We start from the raw sequence: 18,457 nt of genomic DNA on the forward strand, positions 1-18,457 counted from the left end.
GCCGGACGGCTCGACCTGCGCCCGCTGCTTGATCTCGGCGTGAGCCACGGCGAGGGGGCAGGGGCGGCCCTTGCCGCGGGTCTGGTCAAGGCAGCCGCGCTCACCAGTTCGGGCATGGCGGCGGCGGTTCGTTAGGCGACTAGCGCCGCCGGGCGGCAACCGCCTTGGTCGGCAGTGCAGGCAATTCCTCCATTACCCGGCTCAGCGGGAAGATGGCGATGGCCTCGGTGCCTTCACGCAGTTTGGAATGGAGTTCGAACTCGCCGCCATGCAATGCGAGCAGGCTCTGGACGATCGGCAGGCCGAGCCCGGTGCCCTGTTCGGCGCTCTTGATGGCGATCGAGCCCTGGCCGAAGGCGGACAGCACGACCGGAATCTCGTCTGCCGGTATACCGGGCCCATTGTCCCTAACGGAGAGGTATTGACCGCCGCCCGCCGTCCAACCGACACGCACGCGGACTTCGCCGCCAGTCCCGGTGAACTTGATGGCGTTCGACAAAAGATTGAGCGCGATCTGTCGCACCGCGCGTTCGTCGGCGAACAGGCGCGGCAAGGCGCTTTCGAAATCCTGGACGATACGGATGTCCTTATTGCGCGCCTTCAGCTCCATCATGTGACAGCAATCCTCGACGACGGAGAGGAGCATCATCGGCTCCTCGTTGAGCTGGTAGCGGCCCGCCTCGATGCGCGAGAGGTCAAGGATTTCGTTGATCAGATCGAGCAGATGCTGGCCAGAGTCGTGTACGTCACGAGCATAGTCGCGATAGGTCGGATTGCTCATCGGTCCGAGCACCTCGTTCGCCATTACCTCGGAGAAACCGAGAATGGCGTTGAGCGGCGTCCGCAGCTCGTGGCTCATCGAGGCCAAAAACCGCGACTTAGCCAGATTGGCGTCTTCCGCCCGTCGCCGCGCTTCGTCCGACATCGATTTCGCCGTGTCCAATTCGGCGATAAGCGCGTCTTTTTCGGAGCGGAACGAGAGCAACATCAAGGACGAGCGATTGAGTTGGCGCGCCACATAGACGAAGAAGGGCAGCGAGACGATTAGCAAACCGGCCATGATCAGCTCGACCGGAATCCACTGCCTCGCACCGGCATAGGCATAGACCGCCACCGGAACGGCAAAGGTCGACAGCAGCGCACCGCGCAGCGATGACGCAGTAATCGCGGTCGCCGCCATGGCAAGCAGCAGCACCACCGCCTTGATCAGCTGGAACTGATCTACCTGGCAAGCGTCGCAACCGAGCCAGGCGAACCAGGCCCAGCCCAGGCCGCAAAGGAAGTGGCCGATCAGGAAATCACTGTGCGTTTGCAGCGGGTTGAGTTCGGCAGCTTCCGTTTGGTCGACGCGCCTCGCCATGAACACGACGATGGTGTAGCAGATGAGCGTAAAAAGCGCCCAAACGCCAATTTCGTTACCCACCCCAGCAAACAGACCCGTCGCAGCGGTCGCCAGGACGAGAATCGGAACGATGGTCGCGCTGCCTATCATCGCACGGGCGTGGAGTTTTAAGAGCTCGCGGTCGAAATCAAGATTTCCGACCTGCTGCGAAAGACGGTCGCGCGTCTTGCGCACCGCGCGCGCCACATCGCTGTTGCGGTGGGGTTTCCTGCGGTCCACAATAAACTTGTCCGCTGTGGTCGAGCGTTGCGAGGGCATGGAGACTTCAATTTATGCGGGCAGCGGTTTCAAATTGTTAAGCTACGTTCGAATGATTAACCAACGGTTTGCCATATGAGCCGTTCGTGGTCGTGGCGGCCGCCACAGCGATACGTGCCGCCGCGGCCGCGAAGCCTTTGGCGCCGGCTGGTGGACTACGCACTGGCCGTCATCGTCCTCGGTCTGCTGATCCTTCTGGCAGCGCGCCTTGACCCGATCGAGACGCGCAAGGCGGAGGGTGCCGCCGTCGTCAATGACGGCGATACGATCACGCTTGGTACCGACCGCATCCGCATGCGTGGCATTGACGCGCCCGAATATTCGCAAATCTGCCGCAGGGACGGCGCCGACTATGCCTGCGGCAAGCTGGCGCGGCAGTCGCTGGTGAGGCTGATATCAGGCAAACCCGTCTCCTGCACCGGCTGGCAGCGCGATCGCTACGGCCGGCTGCTCGGCGATTGCAAGGCCGGCGGCAAGGATCTCAACCGCGCCCAGGTCGAGGCCGGCTGGGCGGTTGCCTATGGCGATTTTGAAACCGACGAAGCCGCCGCTCGTTCCGGCAAGGCCGGCATCTGGGCCGGCACTTTCGACGAGCCGCACAATTGGCGCGAGAGCCATGGTCACGAGGTTGTCGAAAGAAAGCACGGTAGTTTGGCTTCGATCGGCGATGCCTTGCGAGAAATTTTTCGCTTCTGGTGAGCAGCAACGTATAATTTGTCGGATCAACCCGGAGGATGGATGGAATGAAACTCTTCGACGGCGGCCGCGCTCCCAATCCACGGCGGGTACGCGTCTTCCTCGCCGAAAAGGGTATTCAGGTTCCGCTGGTGCCCGTCGATATGGGCGCGATGGAGCACAAAGAGCAGACGATCAGCTCGCGCAACCCGCTGCAGCGCCTGCCGGTGCTCGAACTCGACGACGGCACCGTCATCACCGAATCCGTAGCCATCTGCCGCTACTTCGAGGAACTCCATCCGGAACCGGCTTTGTTCGGGCGCGGCGCGCTTGGCAAGGCGCTGGTCGAGATGTGGCAAAGACGCATGGAGCTCAACCTGCTCGGTTGCGTCGCCGCCGCGTTCCGGCACATCCATCCGGCGATGAAGGAATGGGAAGTTCCGCAGATTCCCGAATGGGGCGAGGCCAACAAGCCGAAAGCCATCGAATTCCTGAAAATCCTCGATGAGGAACTGGCGAACAGGGAATTCATCGCCGGCGAAACCTATTCGATCGCCGACATCACCGGGTTGATCGCTATCGACTTCATGAAGCCGGCGCGCATCAGGGTGCCGGAGGAGTGCAGCAATGTATTGCGCTGGCATCAGGCAGTCTCCAGCCGGCCGAGCGCCGCCGCCTGACAATGAGTCCCGGAGAATGAGCGAGGAGCTGGAAAACTTCGCGGCGACGGTACGCGCCTGCCGTATCTGCGTCGAAAACCCGATCGGCCGGCCGTTGCCGCACGAGCCGCGCCCGGTGCTCAGGCCGTCGTCGAGCGCCCGCATCCTGATTGCCAGCCAGGCACCGGGTACCAAGGTGCATGTCACCGGCATGCCGTTCACCGACGCCTCCGGCGATCGATTGCGAAATTGGCTGGGCGTCAGCAGCGAAGAATTCTACGACACGACAAAGTTCGCCATCGTGCCGATGGGTTTTTGCTTTCCCGGCCAGGATGCCAAGGGCAGTGACCTGCCGCCGCGCCGCGAATGCGCACCGGCCTGGCGCGCGCCACTGATGGCACTGATGCCCCAGGTCGACGTGGTGCTGACGATCGGCCTCTATGCGCAATCGTGGCACATGGGCGCCGCGCGTCGTCCGTCGCTGACGGAGACGGTGATGGATTGGCGCACCATTTGGGATGCGCCCGGCAACCCGAAAGTGCTGCCGTTGCCGCATCCGTCGTGGCGCAACACCGGCTGGCTGAAGCGCAATCCGTGGTTTGAAATGGATTTGCTGCCATTTCTGAGATCGGAAATCCGCTATCGCCTCGGTTGAGGCGATAGCAAGAAATCACTCGCTTTTCCGCCATTTGGCAGAATTTCTTTCTTGTGAACGGCCTAAATAAGAAGGACTATAGCCAATCTATTCCTAATCTATTCCCGTGGGAGCACCCAATGGACCGCCTTGACAGAAAAATCCTCCGCCTCTTGCAGGAGGACGCGACGCTCGCGGTCGCCGATGTCGCCAAGAAAGTCGGGCTGTCGACCACGCCCTGCTGGCGGCGCATCCAGAAGCTCGAGGAGGAAGGCGTCATCAAGCGGCGCGTCGCCATCCTCGATCATGAAAAGGTCAATGTGCGCGTCACCGTGTTCGTGTCGATCCGCACCAATTCGCACAGCCATGAATGGCTGCGGCGCTTTTCGGAGGTCATCCAGGAATTTCCGGAAGTGGTCGAGTTCTACCGCATGAGCGGCGACGTCGACTATCTCTTGCGGGTGGTGGTGCCCGATATCGCGGCTTACGACGCCTTCTACAAGCGGCTGATCGCCAAGATCGAGATCCGCGACGTGTCGTCGTCGTTTGCCATGGAGCAGATCAAGTACACGACCGAAATGCCGCTGGACTATATGGTGCTGGACAAGGAATCGGGCGCGAACGCTGCCTGAGGAAATTTTCCTTAGTTCTTCTTTTTGTTTAGGAAACTCCAGGGCGAGTTTACTGGCAGCGTGATGGTGTCCGGCACCTTATCGACGCCCATCACCTCCGCCTTGCGCACGGTGTAGCCAGACTGGATGACGCTGGCGCCGTCGAGGATGAAGAGCTGACTTTTTTCCATGCCCGGCTCCAATGCGCCGGTCACGGAAACGGGCTGGTAGGCCTGCGACATCCGATACGGCTGGGCGGGCGTGACGAGCACGATCTGGTTGGGCGGCGGCGTCGGCATGTGGCTGCACGCACCCGTCCACGGCACCAGAAGGAACTGGTAGACGAGATCGCCCTCGCGATCGACCGGCAGCGCATATCCCGCCAGTTGGATGGTCTTGTCCTGCAGATTGAGAGACAGCGTCTCGCCATGATCAGGCATTTTTGCCGCGATCATCGGCAATCCGACACTTTCGGCAGCGGGCTGGGTTGCCGGGCGCAGGTCCTTCCAGAATATGTGCGCGGTTTCGCCGGAAGCGCTGCCCGCCGCGATGGAAATCAGCACGGCCGCCAGCGCCGCTGTCGATTTGAGACGATTGCTCATCATGTGCTCTCCATTTGACAGGAGTTAAGCTGCCGTCGCCGACAGCGTCAACGTTCAAGCCGCATCACATGGCGGCGCGAGCCGGCCATGCCGATCTCGTGGAATCCGCGGGCGACGAACATGTCTCGAAAGCCCATGAAACGGTAACTCGGCGATTCCTGGTCGACCGGATAGGCCTCGATCGTCCTGGCGCCTTTGGCGAAGGCGTGATCGATGGCCGCGTCGAGCAGTGCGGCCGCCAGCCCGCGGCTGCGCAATGCCCTCGGCACATAGAAGCAGGCGATCGACCAGATGCCCGTCTCGCTGTCGTCCTGCTGAGGCGACAGTTTGCGGTAGGTTTCGCGTGGTGCCACCGAGCACCAACCTATGGTCTTGCCTTCCGCATGAGCGACAATGCCGACCGGTGTGCCGGCCGCGATGAGCGCCATCATCGCCCGTTTCCTCTCATCGTTGGACACATGCTCGCGGTTTTCGAGATGGCGCCAGGCCATGCACCAGCAGTATTTTGGTGCGCCATGCTGCTCGAACAGGTTCTCGAAATCGGCGCGCGTCGAACGCGTCACCTCCGCAAAGCGAATCTCGGTCCGATCAAACTTTTCTGGCGGCGAGCCGCTCGAGCGTTTTGGCATCGGAAAGTTCCCTTGCAGCATCCTTGCCGATCCAGCGTGCCGTCTTGTCGGTCGAGGCAGCCAGCTTTTGTGCCAGCGCAAGGGCAGGGCCGTGCAAATTTGTCGATCGTTTGCCGATCGAACGAAGCGCCCAGTTCACCGCCTTCTTCACGAAATTACGGCCGTCGGTGGCATGCGCTTCAATGGTCGGCAGGAAGTCGATAAAGGTCGCCTCTGGTTCCTTCTTCCGGTGGACCACCGACCAGGCCATCATGGCAAAAGCCGTGCGTCGAACGAATTCCCGTTCGTCGGCCGCGAACTCCTCTATCAGCTCCCTCCAGCAATCCGTGTCGACAAAGAGATCGGAGACGCCGTCGACGATATCCCATGAGTCGAAGGTCGCCGCCCATCGCCTTGCATCCGCGGCAGAAAACCGCTTCGGGTCGGCCGTGACGGAAGCGATGAACTGCGCTTCCATGATGCCCGACTGCCATAGCTCGAAGGCACGTTCATGGTTGCGCTTGATTTTCTTGGCAATCTGCCTCTGCACGCCGTGCGAGATACCGAGCGCACGTTCGATCTTGATGCCGTAGCGCAGCATGCCAAGGCGATTCTCCTCCGAGCCGATCGAGCGCAGATGGGCGACAATTTCCTCGGCGCTGGACTGAGGCGACAGCTCGGCCACGACAAAGCCTATTTTTCCAATCGCGCCAGCAGCGAAGACGTATCCCAGCGCTTGCCACCCATCCCCTGCACATCCTTATAGAACTGATCGATAAGTGCCGTCACCGGCAGCTTGGCGCCGTTGCGATCGGCCTCCGCCAGGCAGATGCCGAGATCCTTGCGCATCCAGTCGACAGCGAAGCCGAAATCATACTTGCCGGCATTCATCGTCTTGTGGCGGTTCTCCATCTGCCACGAGCCGGCCGCGCCCTTGGAAATCACCTCGATGACCTTTTCGATGTCGAGTCCGGCTTTTTTGCCGAAATGGATACCCTCGGCCAGCCCTTGGACAAGACCGGCGATGCATATCTGGTTGATCATCTTGGTGAGCTGACCGGAGCCGGCCGGGCCCATTAGCCCGACCATGCGGGCATAGGCATCGATGGCGGGCTTTGCTTTATCGAAGGCTTTCTGCTCGCCGCCGACCATAACCGTCAGCACGCCGTTTTCGGCGCCGGCCTGACCGCCGGAAACCGGTGCGTCGAGGAACGAGAACCCGCGCAGTTGCGCCTTCTCCGCCAGTTCGCGCGCGACTTCAGCCGACGCTGTGGTGTTGTCGATGAAGATGGCTCCCGTCTTCATCGTCTGGAACGCACCCTCGGCCCCGATCGTCACCGCACGCAGGTCGTCGTCATTGCCGACACAGGAAAAGACAAAATCCTTGCCGTCGGCGGCTTCGGCCGGCGTGTTGGCGACACTGCCGCCATGCTGGGCAACCCATTGCTCGGCCTTTGCTTTGGTGCGGTTGTAGACGGTAACGTCGTGGCCGCCCTTGTTCCTGAGATGCCCGGCCATTGGATAGCCCATGACGCCAAGACCGAGAAATGCCACCGATGCCATGTTTTTCGAATCCCTTATAAGCCTGCTTCCGGCCTTCTTAGCGGATCAGGCAGAGCTATGGGAGTCAGCGGTGCAGATGTATCGTGATGCGCCGTTCTATCCACTCGACCGCGTGGCGCAGTATCTCGACAATGATCAGATAGATGATCGCCGCCCAGACATAGGACTGGAAGTCGAAAGTGCGCGAATAGGTGAGTTTCGTGATGCCCATCAGATCATAGACGGTGATGATCGCGACAATCGCCGAGCCCTTGATCATCAGGATGATCTCGTTGCCGTAGGGTCGCAGCGCCACGATCAGTGCTTGCGGCAGTATGACCTTCCACATCGTCTGCAATTTGTGCAGGCCGAGCGAGGAGGCGCCCTCCCACTGGCCCCTGGGCACGCTTTGGATCGCGCCGCGCAGGATTTCCGCCTGATAGGCGGCAGTGTTGAGCGAGAAGGCGAAGATTGCGCAGTTGAACGCCTCGCGGAAAAAACCCCAGAGGCCGACCATCTCGAGTTGCGGCCTGAAGGAGCCTACGCCGTAATAGACAAGGAAGGTCTGGGCCAGCAGCGGCGTGCCGCGGAAGAAATAGACATAGGCATAGGCAAGACCTGAAAGAACCCGGTTCTTCGACATGCGGGCATAGGCGATCGGCACCGACAGGATCGCACCGAGCACGATCGAGATGGCGACAAGCAGCAGAGTGATGCCAAGTCCCGATACATAGCCGGGCGCGTATTTCGCGAAAAGCTCGCCGTTCCAGGCGAGAATGAGGTAGGCGGCGATCCCGGCGAGAAAAGCGATCCACAGACAGACCAGCGCGTAGCCGAGAATACGTTGCCGGGACCAGCCGCGTGGCAGAGCCGGCGGTCGGTCGATGGCGGCTACGCTCATCGCTGCACCTGCTGGCGGCTGACCGCACGTTCGATCGCGTTTATGCCGAAGGACGATATGATGGCGAGGAGCAGATAGATGAGGGCGGCGACACCGAAAAACAGGAAGGCGTGCTTGGTGACGCGGGCGGCGACGCCCGCTTGCCGCAATATGTCGGTAAGACCTATGGCGGACACCAGGGCCGTGTCCTTGAGCAGGATGAGCCACAGATTGGCAAGGCCCGGTAGCGAGATACGGATAAGCTGAGGTAGGACCACAAGTCGCATCGTCTGCCAGCCCGACAGGCCAACAGAATAGCCGCCCTCATACTGTCCCTTCGGGATGGCGCGGAATGCGGAGAGGAAGACCTCGCTGGCGTAGGACGAGAAGACGACGCCGAGCGCGATCATGCCGGAAACAAAAGCGTTTACTTCGACCGCGGCGGTCGGGTCATACAGGCGCATCACTTGCTGGATGCCGATTTGCGCGCCGTAAAAGATGATGAACAGCGTCAGCAGCTCGGGCAATCCGCGAAAGATCGTGGTGTAGATGTTGCCGGCCAGCCGCAGCGACGGCTCGTCGGATTGCTTGGCCAGTGCGACCAGAAAGCCGATCACCAGACCGACAGGCAGGGTCGCGGCTGCAAGCGAAACGGTGATGAAAACGCCATAGGCAATGTCGTCGAGCCAGCCTTCGGGGCCCCAACTGAGCAGCGTCCAAACGCTTTGCATCCGCCTGCCTGTTCTCCTTTATGGGCTCTTTGAGAGCAGCGCGGCGTCACCCCTCGTGCGCCGCCCCTTGTGCGAACGGCGGGAATGTCCCGCCGTTCGCTATCAGATCCATAAGGATCAGGACTCGCCGCCGTAGACGTCGTACTTGAAGTACTTGTCGTTGATTTCCTTGTACTTTCCGTTGGCGCGGATGGCGTCGATCGCCGCATTGAACTGGTTGACCAGCTCGGTCTCGCCCTTACGCACCGCGATGCCGGCGCCCGGACCATGGATCTTGATGTCAGGCCTGATCGCACCGATCACCTTGCAGCAGGCGCCCTCAGGCGTGGCAAGCCAGCCTTCGAGAACAGTGATATCGTCGTTGACCGCATCAACGCGGCCATTGGCGAGATCGAGCTGGTATTCCTGCGCGGTGGGGTAAGGCTTGATCGTGCTGTCGGTGTAGGTTGCGGTCGAATAGTTGAAATGCGTGGTCGAACCCTGCACGCCAATCGTCTTGCCGGCCAGGTCCTCCTTGGTCACGCCCTTGATGTCGCTGTCCTTGGGCGCGACGATTGCCGGTGGCGTGTTGTAGTATTTGTGGGTGAAGTCGACCTTCTCGGCACGCTCCGGGGTGATCGACATCGATGCGACGATTGCATCGAACTTGCCAGCCTGGAGCGCCGGGATGATGCCGTCCCAATCTTGCGCGACGAATGTGCACTTCACCTTCATCTCGTCGCAGAGTGCCTTGGCGATGTCGATGTCGAAGCCCACGAGCTGGCCGTCGGCGGTCAGGTTGTTGAACGGAGGGTAAGCGCCTTCGGTGCCGATCCTCAAAGTCTTTTCCTGAGCCTGGGCAACGCCCAGCGTCAGCAGCGCGGCCGATGCGGCGAGCGCTATACGCAATGCAATACGCATGATGGTCCTCTCTGTATGTCCCGGCCGTCGTTCCAAACGGCTCTGTGGGCGGTGCTTTTGACCGCCCGCTGGCGCGATACTCCCACTCTTTCCCCAAAAAAAGCAACTGCAAAAACCGTTGCTTCCGGGATTTGCATTCGTGGATAATGATGACGTTGGGGCAGGCCTAATAGCGGCGAAATAGGGCCCCTTCGCAAATGCCCTCAGCGCTTCATGCCTGTCGCGCGCTCGATGAAGTCGGCTATCGATTTCGTGTCGTCGAGATCAAAGACAGGCAGGCTTTCGCCCGCTATGGCGAAGTCGGCGGCGATGGCGACGATATGCGGATCATTTGCCGAAAGCGGTGCCCGGTCCTTGGCCTCCAGCCGCCGTGTTTCGATCTTGCTGTGCGCCTCGCGCTTGTAGCCTTCGACCAGCACGATGTCGAAGGTGCCGAGCCGCGACAGGATCGTGTCCAGCGTCGGCTCGTCCTCGCCGCGCAATTCATGCATCAGGGCCCAGCGCCTGTCTGACACAATGGCGACTTCCGTGGCTCCGGCCTGCCGATGGCGAAAGCTGTCCGCTCCCGGCTTGTCGATGTCGAAATCATGATGGGCGTGTTTTACCGTCGAGACTTTCCAGCCACGCCGGACAAGTTCGGCGACCAGCTTTTCGGTCAGCGTCGTCTTGCCGGAATTCTTCCAGCCCGTGATGCCGAAGACGCGTCTCATCATGGCCTCATGGTCTGCAACAGACGTTCGGCTTCGGCAAGGTCGTCGGGCGTATTGATGTTGAAGAAAGGATCAATCTCGTGCCCACCGGAGTTCCACATCGGAAATTCGACATCGACAAAGCCGTGCCGCTCGATGAAGGCGAAAACCCGCCTATTGTCTTCATTGACCAGGAAACGTCGCAACGCGTCGTGCAGACCAAGCGGCCAGAGCGCGAACGTCGGATGCCGCTTGCCACCCGAACTGGCGACAGCGATCGCGCCGGGACGTTCCTTGACCACCGCGGCCAGCCGCCCGACCACATCCTCGGGAAAGAACGGCGTGTCGCCAGCGACAGTGACGACCACACTGCAAGCCATGGACGCCCACTCGAGGCCGGCAAGGATGCCGGCAAGCGGTCCCGCGTAACCCTCGACCGTATCGGCAAGCACCGGCAGTCCGAACTTGGCAAAGCGTGTCGGATCGCCGTTGGCGCTCAGCGCCAGCGGTCCGACTTGCGGGGCAAGGCGCGCGACGACATGGTCGAGCACGCGGCGGCCTCCCAGCGCAAGCAAGCTTTTGTCGCCACCACCCATTCGCCGCGACTGGCCACCGGCCAGAATGATCCCTGCAATATCTCGGTTCATCGTCTGCTGTCTTCTCGCCGGCCCCAAATCGTCAGGTTCTAGCGACCCTCGGGGCTCGTCTATATGCCGTCCGGCGCCATATCAGGTCCAGCGCTTTCGGCGGCTGTCTTTCGCCGGCCGACGATCCGTTCGCGGTAAAGTGTGTAGAGGCCGGAGCCGACGATGACGGTGGCGCCGAGTATCATCGGCAGGTCGGGGACGTCACCGAAGATGAACAGGCCAAGCAGGATCGACCAGAGCAGGGCTGTGTAGCGGAACGGCGCGACGAACGAGATGTCGCCCACCCGCATCGCCATGATGATGAACTGGTAACCGATGACCACGAGCACTGCCGCAAGCGCTAGCAGCGCCGTGCTTTTTCCCGTCATCGGTGTCCACCCACCCATTGGCGAAAGCAGTGCCGCGCCCAGCACTGTCATGGCAAGTGCTGTGGCGGTAGACACCAGCAATGTCGGAACGGCCTGCGGTATTCGCGTGGTGGCGAGATCACGCACCGCGCAACAGGCGACGCAGGCCAGCGCCAGCAGGGAATAGATGCTGAACCCCTCGAGGCCGGGCCGCACAATGATCAGCACGCCGGCAAAGCCGATGGCGATGGCCAGCCAGCGCCGCCAGCCGACGCCTTCATTGAACACAAGTGCTGCGCCCATCGTCACCGCAAGCGGCAGCGCCTGCAGCACGGCCGAGACGTTGGCAATTGGCAGATGGGCAAGAGCAATGAGAAACGACACGGTAGCACCGGCTTCGCCGGCGACACGCACCGCAACCATCGGCTGCAACATCGAGCCGGGCAGGGCAAGCGCACCGCGTTGCCAGGCAAGCAGGCCTATAAAAAGCGAAGCGAAGGCGCCGCGGATCAGCATGACCTGCGCCATGTTCATGGATTCCGACGAGAATTTGCTGATCGCGTCGTTGAGGGTGAAGCCACTCATGGCCACCATCATGAACAACGCGCCGCGCAGGTTTGGCGAAAGAGGCAAGGGCGTTACCGGTTGTGGTTCTGCATCAAGCCTCTAGCAGCCGGCTGCAAAACAGCAACGTCAAAGGGCTAGTCCACAGCCGTTCCGTGGCCCGTTACATCCTCCTCGCAAGAGCGGCAGGATTTATTTCGGCGGTGTGAGCGAGAAGATCAGCCGCCGGTGACGCTCATGTGCCGCGACACCGATGGACGGTTGGTGCGGCGGTCGATGATGAAATCATGGCCCTTCGGCTTGCGGCCAATGGCTTCATCGATGGCGTCGGCGACCAGTTCATTGCCTTCGGAGGCACGCAACGGCGCGCGCAGGTCGGCGGCATCTTCCTGGCCGAGGCACATATAGAGCGTGCCGGTGCAGGTCAGCCGGACGCGGTTGCAGCTTTCGCAGAAATTATGCGTCATCGGCGTGATGAAGCCGAGCTTGCCACCAGTCTCGGCGACGTGGACGTAGCGGGCCGGACCACCGGTCTTGTAAGGAATGTCGGTCAGCGTGAACTGCCGCTCCAGTGCTGCGCGCAGCAGCGACAGCGGCAGATACTGGTCGGTGCGGTCGGCATCGATTTCACCCATCGGCATGGTTTCGATGACCGTCAACTCCATGCCGCGGCCGTGCGCCCAGCGCAGCATTTCCGGCAGCTCGGCGTCATTGAAATCCTTCAGCGCCACCGCATTGAGCTTTACCTTCAGCCCCGCCGCCTGCGCAGCGTCGATGCCATCCATGACCTTGTCGAGATTGCCCCAGCGGGTGATCTGGCGGAATTTTTCCGGGTCCAGCGTATCCAGCGAGACATTGATGCGCTTGACCCCGCAATCGGCGAGCTCAGCGGCAAAGCGGGAAAGCTGCGAGCCATTGGTGGTCAGCGTCAGTTCTTCCAGCGCACCACTTTCGAGATGACGCGCAATCTGGCGCACGAGATGCATGATGTTCTTGCGCACCAGCGGCTCGCCGCCGGTAAGACGCAGTTTCCTCACACCCTTCTCGATGAAAACCGTGCACAGCCGGTCGAGCTCTTCCAGCGACAGCAGATCCTTCTTGGGAAGGAACGCCATATCTTCGGCCATGCAATAGGTGCAGCGGAAATCGCAGCGGTCGGTGACCGACACGCGCAGGTAGCTGATCGTGCGACCAAAAGGATCGATCATGTCCATGCTCGTGCGTTTCCCGTGGCTGCGAACGGCATCGTTATATATGGCTATGTGATACGATCCAACCTGCTATTCAAGATAAGAGGTCTCGATCTTTGGTAACATCGCGCCGCCGACAGATTGCGTCGGAAGTTTCGAAGCGGCCTTTTCCCGTTGCGCGAAGCGGCGTAGGGAAAGGACAGATGATGCGGAATCTATCACCATGACGGCGCCGAAGGAACTGAGGGTCTCGAAGGACCGCAAGCTGCTTACCGTGACCTTCCCTGACCATCAGCCGTTCGAATTGCCGGCGGAGTTTCTGCGTGTTGTCTCGCCATCGGCCGAAGTGCAGGGCCATTCGCCCGAACAGCGCGTGACCGTTCCCGGCAAGCGCAATGTTGCGATCCTGAAGATTGAGCCGGTCGGCAACTATGCCGTCCGCATCACCTTCGACGACTTCCACGATACCGGCATCTTCACCTGGAATTACCTGCATACGCTGGGCCATGAGAAGGAGGCACGCTGGGCCGCCTATCTCGCCGAGTTGGAAGACAAGGGGCTAAGCCGCGATCGTTGAATGGTTCCCGCACGACGCCCTGGTCAACGCAGGATCGCCAGTATTTCGCTGGTGTCGTGATAAAACGGCGTGCCTTCGATCAACCGGTCATCCTTGAAGCATAAACCTCTTTCAGGTCCAGCCAAATGCCATTCGCAACCAGTGCATAGTGAAACAAGAAAGATACGGTTTTCGGAGGAACTAATGCATTACACACTTTATGCTGCGCCAGGCTCATGCTCTTTTGCGCCTCACATCGTCATGGAGGAGATTGGAAGACCATATTCGCTAGCGTTGATGTCTCCCGGCCATCCCGAAACCAAAACCGACGAATTCCGTCGATTCAATCCGAAAGGGCGAATCCCTGTTCTCATTGCCGAGAATTTCACTCTCACTGAAGCGCCGGCAATTTTGTTGCACCTGGGCCTGACGAACCCAGACACGGGACTCCTGGGAGCGGATGCAGCAAATGTCGTCCGTTCCATCGAATGGTTTAACTGGCTATCCAGTGCGGTTCACGCGGTCGCCGTCCGAATGATCTGGCGCGCCGACTTTTTCTTACCGGATGAAACGATGTACGCGCCGTTGGTTGAAAGAGGAAAGGAGCATTTGGCCTCCGCATTTGCTCTTATAGATACCAAGATGAAGGACCGAGTTTGGGCAATAGGAGAGTGCTACTCAATCGTTGATCCATATTTGCTCGTATTCTATCGGTGGGGAAATCGTATGGCCATTGATATGCAAAATACTTATCCAGCTTGGACCACTCATACTCGTCGACTGGAGGAACGTGCGGCTGTGCAACGAGCTATAGCGCAAGAAGGAATATCCCTCTGGGAGTAGCTGTTGCATTGCCGAATCCAAAGATTGGCAAGGCCACCGATCAATACTCGCTCGTGCTTTAATCTGGTAGCGTTGTTTATCGGGAAACCAACGCTATGGCCTCGATAGGGCAAGGACTGCGGCTCATGCACGACAATCTCGGCATGAAATGCGCTAGCAAGCGTGTCGAGGCTCGCCGGCCCTGATTGCAGGAAGCGCATTTCAACCTCGAACATGTTTTCAAGAAGTTCCATGGCGGTGCGTCGCCGATCGAGTGGTTTATCCATTTCGGTCTCCGTGATCAGTATCGTACGGTTGACGCGACTTGCCCCTTATATCGTTGGTTCGACACCCGTTTCCAGACAACCGAAAAGACGTGCAGCACGTGTCGTCAAAACGTCACGGATATGGAGTAGCGGCGGCGGATACTCGGAGACGAAAACATGCCCGTCATCACCACGGTCGAACAGCTCGAAGCGCTCTATGGCCTGCCCGGCGAGACCTCGCTGGTCAAGGAACTCGACCATGTGATCCCTGAATACGCTGCCTTCATCGAAGCCTCGCCCTTTGTCGCGCTCGCGACCAGCGGGCCGGAAGGGCTGGATTGCTCACCGCGCGGCGATCTCGCCGGCTTTGTTCGCATCCACGATCCGAAAACCCTGATGATGCCGGACCGGCGCGGCAACAACCGTGCCGATTCGCTGAAAAACATCATTCGCGATCCGCGCGTCGGCCTGTTGTTCCTGGTCCCAGGCTCCGGCACGACGCTGCGCGTCAACGGCCGCGCCCATATCACCACCGACGCCGCGCTCTGCGCCTCGTTCAGCGTCGACGGCAAGCCGGCACGCTCAGTCACGGTCATCGATGTCGATTCGGTTTATTTCCAGTGCGCCCGCGCCATTGTCCGGTCGGAACTGTGGAACCCGGCGAGGCATGTCGATCCGAAATCGCTGCCGACACCTGGAACAATCCTGGAAATCACCAGCCGGAAAGGCATCGACGGCGAGGCCTACGACAAAGAGTGGCCGGAGCGCGCGAAAAAGTCGATGTGGTGAGCGGATCGCTACCGGCCCCGTCACGCTTCCTTGAGAACGTCGGCAATCTTGCGCATCTGCTCGCCGATCATGTCGCATTGCTCCGGCGTCGACTGGCTCATCGCTTTCTCGATCAGCGCCATATGGACCTTCAGCGCCTGCATCAGAAGTTCCGTGCCGGCTTCGGTCAAGGTAAGCCGCAGCACCCGCTTGTCCTTCTGGTCACCTTCGCGGCGCAGCAGGCCGCGTGTCTCGAGTTGCGGCAAAAGCATGGTGATGTTGGAACGGCCGACCAGCAGCCGGCGGGCGAGATCATGCTGCGACATGCCGGGATGGCGGTAAAGGTTCATCAGCACGTCGAGTTGCGCCGGCTTGAGGTCCAGCGGCGCGAGCTTCACCGCCAGCGTGCGCTCCAGCACATGGCAAGCGCGCGCCACCGCGACCCAGTTGCGAAAACGCGGGTTGTCCCAGGGTAGCTCTTGTTTAATGTTCATGTTTGAACTATTATGTTCATGCTTGAACGAATGGATGGATCGCCACTATGGCATCATTTGGATTGAAGGTCATCCGGGGCGTGTTTGCCGCTGCCGAACACGTGGCTCCCCGCCTTACCGGGCGTGCGGCGTTCGAACTGTTCTGCCGCACGCCGAACGCCAAGATCCTCAGCGACGGCGAGCGACGCGCCGTCGACCGCGCCGCCGGCTTCATGGCCGAGGCGCGCCATCATCGGCTGAAGACCAAAAACGGGTGCGTCATGGCGCATGAATTCAGGCCAGAGCCGGGCAGGCGGGCCGTCGGCACGGTGCTCGTCATCCATGGCTGGCGTTCGCGCACCGAATATATGCGCACGCTGATCGAAGGCTATCGTGACGCCGGTTACAAGGTTGTCTCGCTCGACCTGCCGGGGCACGGCCAGTCGCAGGGCCGCCGACTCACACTGGTCAGTGCTGTCGAAGCCGCACGGCTGACCGGCGAATGGTTCGGCCCGTTCGTGGCGGTCGTCGGCCATTCCTTCGGCGGCGCCGTCGCCGCCAATGCCGTCGTCGGTTCGGTCAAGAACATTACGCCGCTGGCGGCCGAGCGGCTGGTGCTGATCGCGGCCCCGAGCTCGCTGCCGGCGATCTTCAACGATTTCAGCCGCATGCTCAGTGTCGGCCCACGCTCGCAGGCCGCCATGGCGGACCGGGTCGAACGCATCGCCGGCCGGCCGCTGCACGAATTCGTCGGCGACCGCCAGCTTGCCCGCACGCCAGTGCCAACGCTGGTCATCCATGCGCCGGACGACCGCGAAGTGTCCGCCGACCATGCGAGGCTCTATGCCGGCGCCGGCGACCACGTCACGCTCTACTGGGCGGACGGGCTCGGCCATCGCCGCATTCTCGCCGACAAGGGCGTGGTCGAGCGCGCGATCGGCTTCGTTGCCGAACACCGAGAACCGTCGCTGCTGCATTGACCTGAATATCTCGTTTCTCCGTACCGGGATCGGGAGTGCGGTCCCCATCACAGTCGGCATTTGTCACGCCGCGTCGGTGCCGGCCATCACCTTCCACGCGGCCATAGCCCCGGCCACCGTCGCCAAAAGGGCGGCGCGCGATGCGCCGTCGCGCGCCTGGATCGACATGCCGTGCTGCACGGTCGCATAGAACGTCGCAGCCGTGCGGCTGTCGAAATTTTCCGGCAATTCGCCTTCCGCCACGCCACGTTCCAGCCGTCTGAGCAAGGCTGCGCGGTTTTCGGCGCGGCGACGGCGCAGGTCATCGCAGATGGCGCCGCGGCTTGAGTCCTGGTGCAGCGCACCGAGCGCGATCAGGCAGCCTTGCGGACGATCGGTCTGCGAATAGGCCTTGGCCGTCCGACGCAGAAAACGCTCGACAGCCTGGCGTGCCGTCGGCGCCTTTTCCAGAGCGGACCAGATATCGGTGCCTTCGACCTGCGTGTAGAACTCGACCGCTTCGAGGAAGAGCGCCTCCTTGCAGCCGAAGGCGGCGTAGAGGCTGGGTGAGTTGATGCCCATTGCGGCGGTCAGGTCGCTGATCGATGCACCTTCATAGCCTTTAACCCAGAACACCTCCATCGCGCGCCGCAAGGCAGCGGTTCGATCGAAGGTGCGGGGGCGGCCTCGTTCCGGCATGGTATCCATTTCTGTGTTGATTGATACATAAATCAGTTGACACGCTCGGGCAAGGCTGGCAGACATTTATGTATTGATCGCTACATATAAGGAGTAAACAAATGTCTTCCATCGGCTTGAACGGCAAGGTCGCGCTCGTCACCGGCGGCAGCCGCGGCATCGGCGCAGCCATTGCGCGAAGGCTTGTGGCCGACGGCGCCAATGTCGCGCTCACCTATGTGAACGGCGAGGAGCAGGCCCGTGCGGTCGTGGGAGAAATTGAGGCAGCAGGCGGTCGCGCCATTGCCATCAAAGCCGATAACCGCGACGCCGCCGCAATCCAGGGGGCGGTCAGCGAGACAGTGAAGGCCTTTGGGCGGCTCGACATCCTCGTCAACAGCGCCGGCATCTGGCGCGCCGCGCCGATCGACACATTATCGCTCGCCGACTTCGATGAAACCATGGAGGTCAATGTCAGAGCCCCGTTCGTGGCCTCTAAGGCGGCAGCCGTGCATATGGGCGAGGGCGGCAGGATCATCTCGATCGGCAGCAATCTGGCGGAGCGTGTCACCGACACCAGCCTCAGCGCCTACTCGGCCAGCAAGGCGGCATTGGTCGGCCTGACCAAGGCATTGGCGCGCGATCTCGGTTCGCGCGGGATCACCGCCAACGTCGTTCATCCGGGCTCGACCGATACCGATATGAACCCGGCCGGTGGCCCGCATGCCGAGCACCAACGACAGAAGATGGCGACCCCTCGCTTCGGCAAGGCTGAAGAGATCGCCGGCATGGTCGCCTGGCTGGCAGGCCCCGAAGGGCGCTTCGTGACAGGCGCCGCACTGACTATCGACGGCGGCGCCAACGCCTGACCCGTGCGCCAATTCCTGGAACCGGAGCGGAACCAGTTCGCTCCTGACGTCACGGTGTTGTGAAACTGTTCTGCAACAGACTTTCCGAAATTTATGGAAGCTTAACGAAATCGGTATGAATCAGTAT

23 protein-coding genes and 1 pseudogene are annotated in these 18,457 nt (G+C 61.0%); 10 read left to right on the forward strand and 14 right to left on the reverse strand.

The window, feature by feature from the left end; translation table 11 throughout:
• On the forward strand, positions 1–135 hold a 135-nt coding region (locus tag EOC94_RS28740; RefSeq protein WP_185928343.1), incomplete at its 5' end, for a nicotinate-nucleotide--dimethylbenzimidazole phosphoribosyltransferase.
• Positions 136–139: 4 nt separating this feature from the next.
• Here EOC94_RS28740 and EOC94_RS28745 read toward each other — a convergent pair.
• A complete protein-coding gene (locus EOC94_RS28745; protein ID WP_127294862.1) occupies positions 140–1,660 on the reverse strand; it encodes a HAMP domain-containing sensor histidine kinase in 1,521 nt (506 codons plus the stop codon).
• 75 nt (positions 1,661–1,735) lie between these two features.
• On the opposite strand from EOC94_RS28745, the gene EOC94_RS28750 reads away from it, so the two are divergent.
• The 4 genes and pseudogenes from EOC94_RS28750 (at position 1,736) to EOC94_RS28765 (ending at position 4,260) form a co-directional block, all read left to right on the forward strand.
• Positions 1,736–2,359 (forward strand): thermonuclease family protein, encoded by a 624-nt coding sequence (locus EOC94_RS28750; RefSeq protein WP_127294863.1) that lies wholly within the window; start codon positions 1,736–1,738, stop codon positions 2,357–2,359.
• A gap of 44 nt (positions 2,360–2,403) precedes the next feature.
• Entirely contained in the window at positions 2,404–3,015 is a 612-nt protein-coding gene (locus EOC94_RS28755; protein WP_127294864.1) for a glutathione S-transferase, read from the forward strand.
• Positions 2,955–3,649, forward strand: a pseudogene (locus EOC94_RS28760) (uracil-DNA glycosylase family protein). Before EOC94_RS28755 ends, EOC94_RS28760 begins: the two are co-directional and overlap by 61 nt.
• A 119-nt stretch (positions 3,650–3,768) precedes the next feature.
• Positions 3,769–4,260 carry an Lrp/AsnC family transcriptional regulator gene (locus EOC94_RS28765; RefSeq protein ID WP_006333679.1) on the forward strand — a complete coding sequence of 164 codons (492 nt, stop codon included), beginning with the start codon at positions 3,769–3,771 and terminating at the stop codon, positions 4,258–4,260.
• An 11-nt stretch (positions 4,261–4,271) separates the two neighbouring features.
• Here the strand turns inward: EOC94_RS28765 and EOC94_RS28770 are convergent, their stop codons facing one another.
• The 11 genes from EOC94_RS28770 to moaA all read right to left on the reverse strand — a co-directional run bounded on the left by EOC94_RS28770 (position 4,272) and on the right by moaA (position 12,963).
• A complete protein-coding gene (locus tag EOC94_RS28770; protein ID WP_245465675.1) occupies positions 4,272–4,844 on the reverse strand; it encodes a DUF3299 domain-containing protein in 573 nt (190 codons plus the stop codon).
• Positions 4,845–4,888: 44 nt separating this feature from the next.
• Positions 4,889–5,470 (reverse strand): GNAT family N-acetyltransferase, encoded by a 582-nt coding sequence (locus tag EOC94_RS28775; RefSeq protein ID WP_127294866.1) that lies wholly within the window; start codon positions 5,468–5,470, stop codon positions 4,889–4,891.
• Positions 5,430–6,134 (reverse strand): DNA alkylation repair protein, encoded by a 705-nt coding sequence (locus EOC94_RS28780; RefSeq protein ID WP_127294867.1) that lies wholly within the window; start codon positions 6,132–6,134, stop codon positions 5,430–5,432. Before EOC94_RS28780 ends, EOC94_RS28775 begins: the two co-directional genes overlap by 41 nt.
• Positions 6,135–6,142: 8 nt before the next feature.
• Complete coding sequence (locus EOC94_RS28785) at positions 6,143–7,012, reverse strand: NAD(P)-dependent oxidoreductase (protein WP_127294868.1); 870 nt, start codon at positions 7,010–7,012, stop codon at positions 6,143–6,145.
• A 64-nt stretch (positions 7,013–7,076) separates the two neighbouring features.
• On the reverse strand, positions 7,077–7,892 hold the full coding sequence (locus EOC94_RS28790; RefSeq protein WP_127294869.1) for an ABC transporter permease: 816 nt from the start codon (positions 7,890–7,892) through the stop codon (positions 7,077–7,079).
• The gene (locus EOC94_RS28795; protein ID WP_127294870.1) at positions 7,889–8,602 is read right to left on the reverse strand and encodes an ABC transporter permease; all 714 of its coding nucleotides are present in this window, start codon (positions 8,600–8,602) and stop codon (positions 7,889–7,891) included. The genes EOC94_RS28790 and EOC94_RS28795 overlap by 4 nt, the downstream gene beginning before the upstream one ends.
• Before the next feature lie 117 nt (positions 8,603–8,719).
• Entirely contained in the window at positions 8,720–9,502 is a 783-nt protein-coding gene (locus EOC94_RS28800) for an ABC transporter substrate-binding protein (RefSeq protein ID WP_127294871.1), read from the reverse strand.
• Between the two features lie 203 nt (positions 9,503–9,705).
• Positions 9,706–10,215, reverse strand: a complete 510-nt coding sequence (mobB, locus tag EOC94_RS28805) for a molybdopterin-guanine dinucleotide biosynthesis protein B (RefSeq protein WP_095486847.1) — start codon at positions 10,213–10,215, stop codon at positions 9,706–9,708.
• Complete coding sequence (gene mobA, locus EOC94_RS28810) at positions 10,212–10,838, reverse strand: molybdenum cofactor guanylyltransferase MobA (RefSeq protein WP_095486845.1); 627 nt, start codon at positions 10,836–10,838, stop codon at positions 10,212–10,214. The genes mobB and mobA overlap by 4 nt, the downstream gene beginning before the upstream one ends.
• 59 nt (positions 10,839–10,897) lie before the next feature.
• On the reverse strand, positions 10,898–11,818 hold the full coding sequence (locus EOC94_RS28815; RefSeq protein ID WP_095486843.1) for a DMT family transporter: 921 nt from the start codon (positions 11,816–11,818) through the stop codon (positions 10,898–10,900).
• A gap of 149 nt (positions 11,819–11,967) precedes the next feature.
• Positions 11,968–12,963, reverse strand: coding sequence for a GTP 3',8-cyclase MoaA (gene moaA / locus EOC94_RS28820; RefSeq protein WP_127204547.1), 996 nt, complete (start codon positions 12,961–12,963; stop codon positions 11,968–11,970).
• A gap of 193 nt (positions 12,964–13,156) precedes the next feature.
• Between moaA and EOC94_RS28825 the strand changes: the two genes are divergently transcribed.
• From EOC94_RS28825 to EOC94_RS28840, 3 genes are all read left to right on the forward strand, one after another.
• Positions 13,157–13,516, forward strand: a complete 360-nt coding sequence (locus EOC94_RS28825) for a DUF971 domain-containing protein (RefSeq protein WP_185928347.1) — start codon at positions 13,157–13,159, stop codon at positions 13,514–13,516.
• A 183-nt stretch (positions 13,517–13,699) separates the two neighbouring features.
• A complete protein-coding gene (locus EOC94_RS28830) occupies positions 13,700–14,338 on the forward strand; it encodes a glutathione binding-like protein (protein WP_127204546.1) in 639 nt (212 codons plus the stop codon).
• A 422-nt stretch (positions 14,339–14,760) separates the two neighbouring features.
• Complete coding sequence (locus tag EOC94_RS28840; protein ID WP_095486833.1) at positions 14,761–15,372, forward strand: pyridoxamine 5'-phosphate oxidase family protein; 612 nt, start codon at positions 14,761–14,763, stop codon at positions 15,370–15,372.
• 20 nt (positions 15,373–15,392) lie between these two features.
• Here the strand turns inward: EOC94_RS28840 and EOC94_RS28845 are convergent, their stop codons facing one another.
• Positions 15,393–15,845: a MarR family transcriptional regulator gene (locus EOC94_RS28845; protein WP_091590958.1), complete on the reverse strand. Its 453-nt coding sequence runs from the start codon at positions 15,843–15,845 to the stop codon at positions 15,393–15,395.
• Positions 15,846–15,892: 47 nt separating this feature from the next.
• On the opposite strand from EOC94_RS28845, the gene EOC94_RS28850 reads away from it, so the two are divergent.
• Positions 15,893–16,804 (forward strand): alpha/beta fold hydrolase, encoded by a 912-nt coding sequence (locus tag EOC94_RS28850; RefSeq protein ID WP_127294873.1) that lies wholly within the window; start codon positions 15,893–15,895, stop codon positions 16,802–16,804.
• A gap of 63 nt (positions 16,805–16,867) precedes the next feature.
• On the opposite strand, the gene EOC94_RS28855 is transcribed toward EOC94_RS28850, so the two are convergent.
• The gene (locus tag EOC94_RS28855) at positions 16,868–17,482 is read right to left on the reverse strand and encodes a TetR/AcrR family transcriptional regulator (RefSeq protein ID WP_127294875.1); all 615 of its coding nucleotides are present in this window, start codon (positions 17,480–17,482) and stop codon (positions 16,868–16,870) included.
• A gap of 101 nt (positions 17,483–17,583) precedes the next feature.
• Here EOC94_RS28855 and EOC94_RS28860 point away from each other — a divergent pair, with 101 nt between their 5' ends.
• Positions 17,584–18,330, forward strand: coding sequence for a 3-oxoacyl-ACP reductase family protein (locus EOC94_RS28860; protein WP_127294877.1), 747 nt, complete (start codon positions 17,584–17,586; stop codon positions 18,328–18,330).
• Positions 18,331–18,457 lie beyond the last annotated feature (127 nt).

It is taken from the genome of Mesorhizobium sp. M6A.T.Ce.TU.016.01.1.1, from assembly GCF_003997065.1.
In the GTDB taxonomy this organism is placed as follows: Bacteria; Pseudomonadota; Alphaproteobacteria; order Rhizobiales; family Rhizobiaceae; genus Mesorhizobium; species Mesorhizobium mediterraneum.

What these genes read in the sequence shown, in the direction of transcription:
- EOC94_RS28745 (WP_127294862.1), bottom strand. Translation starts at nt 1,660, where the DNA reads ATGCCCTCGCAACGCTCGACCACAGCGGACAAGTTTATTGTGGACCGC.
- EOC94_RS28750 (WP_127294863.1), top strand. Translation starts at nt 1,736, where the DNA reads ATGAGCCGTTCGTGGTCGTGGCGGCCGCCACAGCGATACGTGCCGCCG.
- EOC94_RS28755 (WP_127294864.1), top strand. Translation starts at nt 2,404, where the DNA reads ATGAAACTCTTCGACGGCGGCCGCGCTCCCAATCCACGGCGGGTACGC.
- EOC94_RS28765 (WP_006333679.1), top strand. Translation starts at nt 3,769, where the DNA reads ATGGACCGCCTTGACAGAAAAATCCTCCGCCTCTTGCAGGAGGACGCG.
- EOC94_RS28770 (WP_245465675.1), bottom strand. Translation starts at nt 4,844, where the DNA reads ATGATGAGCAATCGTCTCAAATCGACAGCGGCGCTGGCGGCCGTGCTG.
- EOC94_RS28775 (WP_127294866.1), bottom strand. Translation starts at nt 5,470, where the DNA reads ATGCCAAAACGCTCGAGCGGCTCGCCGCCAGAAAAGTTTGATCGGACC.
- EOC94_RS28785 (WP_127294868.1), bottom strand. Translation starts at nt 7,012, where the DNA reads ATGGCATCGGTGGCATTTCTCGGTCTTGGCGTCATGGGCTATCCAATG.
- EOC94_RS28790 (WP_127294869.1), bottom strand. Translation starts at nt 7,892, where the DNA reads ATGAGCGTAGCCGCCATCGACCGACCGCCGGCTCTGCCACGCGGCTGG.
- EOC94_RS28795 (WP_127294870.1), bottom strand. Translation starts at nt 8,602, where the DNA reads ATGCAAAGCGTTTGGACGCTGCTCAGTTGGGGCCCCGAAGGCTGGCTC.
- EOC94_RS28800 (WP_127294871.1), bottom strand. Translation starts at nt 9,502, where the DNA reads ATGCGTATTGCATTGCGTATAGCGCTCGCCGCATCGGCCGCGCTGCTG.
- mobB (WP_095486847.1), bottom strand. Translation starts at nt 10,215, where the DNA reads ATGATGAGACGCGTCTTCGGCATCACGGGCTGGAAGAATTCCGGCAAG.
- mobA (WP_095486845.1), bottom strand. Translation starts at nt 10,838, where the DNA reads ATGAACCGAGATATTGCAGGGATCATTCTGGCCGGTGGCCAGTCGCGG.
- moaA (WP_127204547.1), bottom strand. Translation starts at nt 12,963, where the DNA reads ATGGACATGATCGATCCTTTTGGTCGCACGATCAGCTACCTGCGCGTG.
- EOC94_RS28830 (WP_127204546.1), top strand. Translation starts at nt 13,700, where the DNA reads ATGCATTACACACTTTATGCTGCGCCAGGCTCATGCTCTTTTGCGCCT.
- EOC94_RS28840 (WP_095486833.1), top strand. Translation starts at nt 14,761, where the DNA reads ATGCCCGTCATCACCACGGTCGAACAGCTCGAAGCGCTCTATGGCCTG.
- EOC94_RS28845 (WP_091590958.1), bottom strand. Translation starts at nt 15,845, where the DNA reads ATGAACATTAAACAAGAGCTACCCTGGGACAACCCGCGTTTTCGCAAC.
- EOC94_RS28850 (WP_127294873.1), top strand. Translation starts at nt 15,893, where the DNA reads ATGGCATCATTTGGATTGAAGGTCATCCGGGGCGTGTTTGCCGCTGCC.
- EOC94_RS28855 (WP_127294875.1), bottom strand. Translation starts at nt 17,482, where the DNA reads ATGCCGGAACGAGGCCGCCCCCGCACCTTCGATCGAACCGCTGCCTTG.
- EOC94_RS28860 (WP_127294877.1), top strand. Translation starts at nt 17,584, where the DNA reads ATGTCTTCCATCGGCTTGAACGGCAAGGTCGCGCTCGTCACCGGCGGC.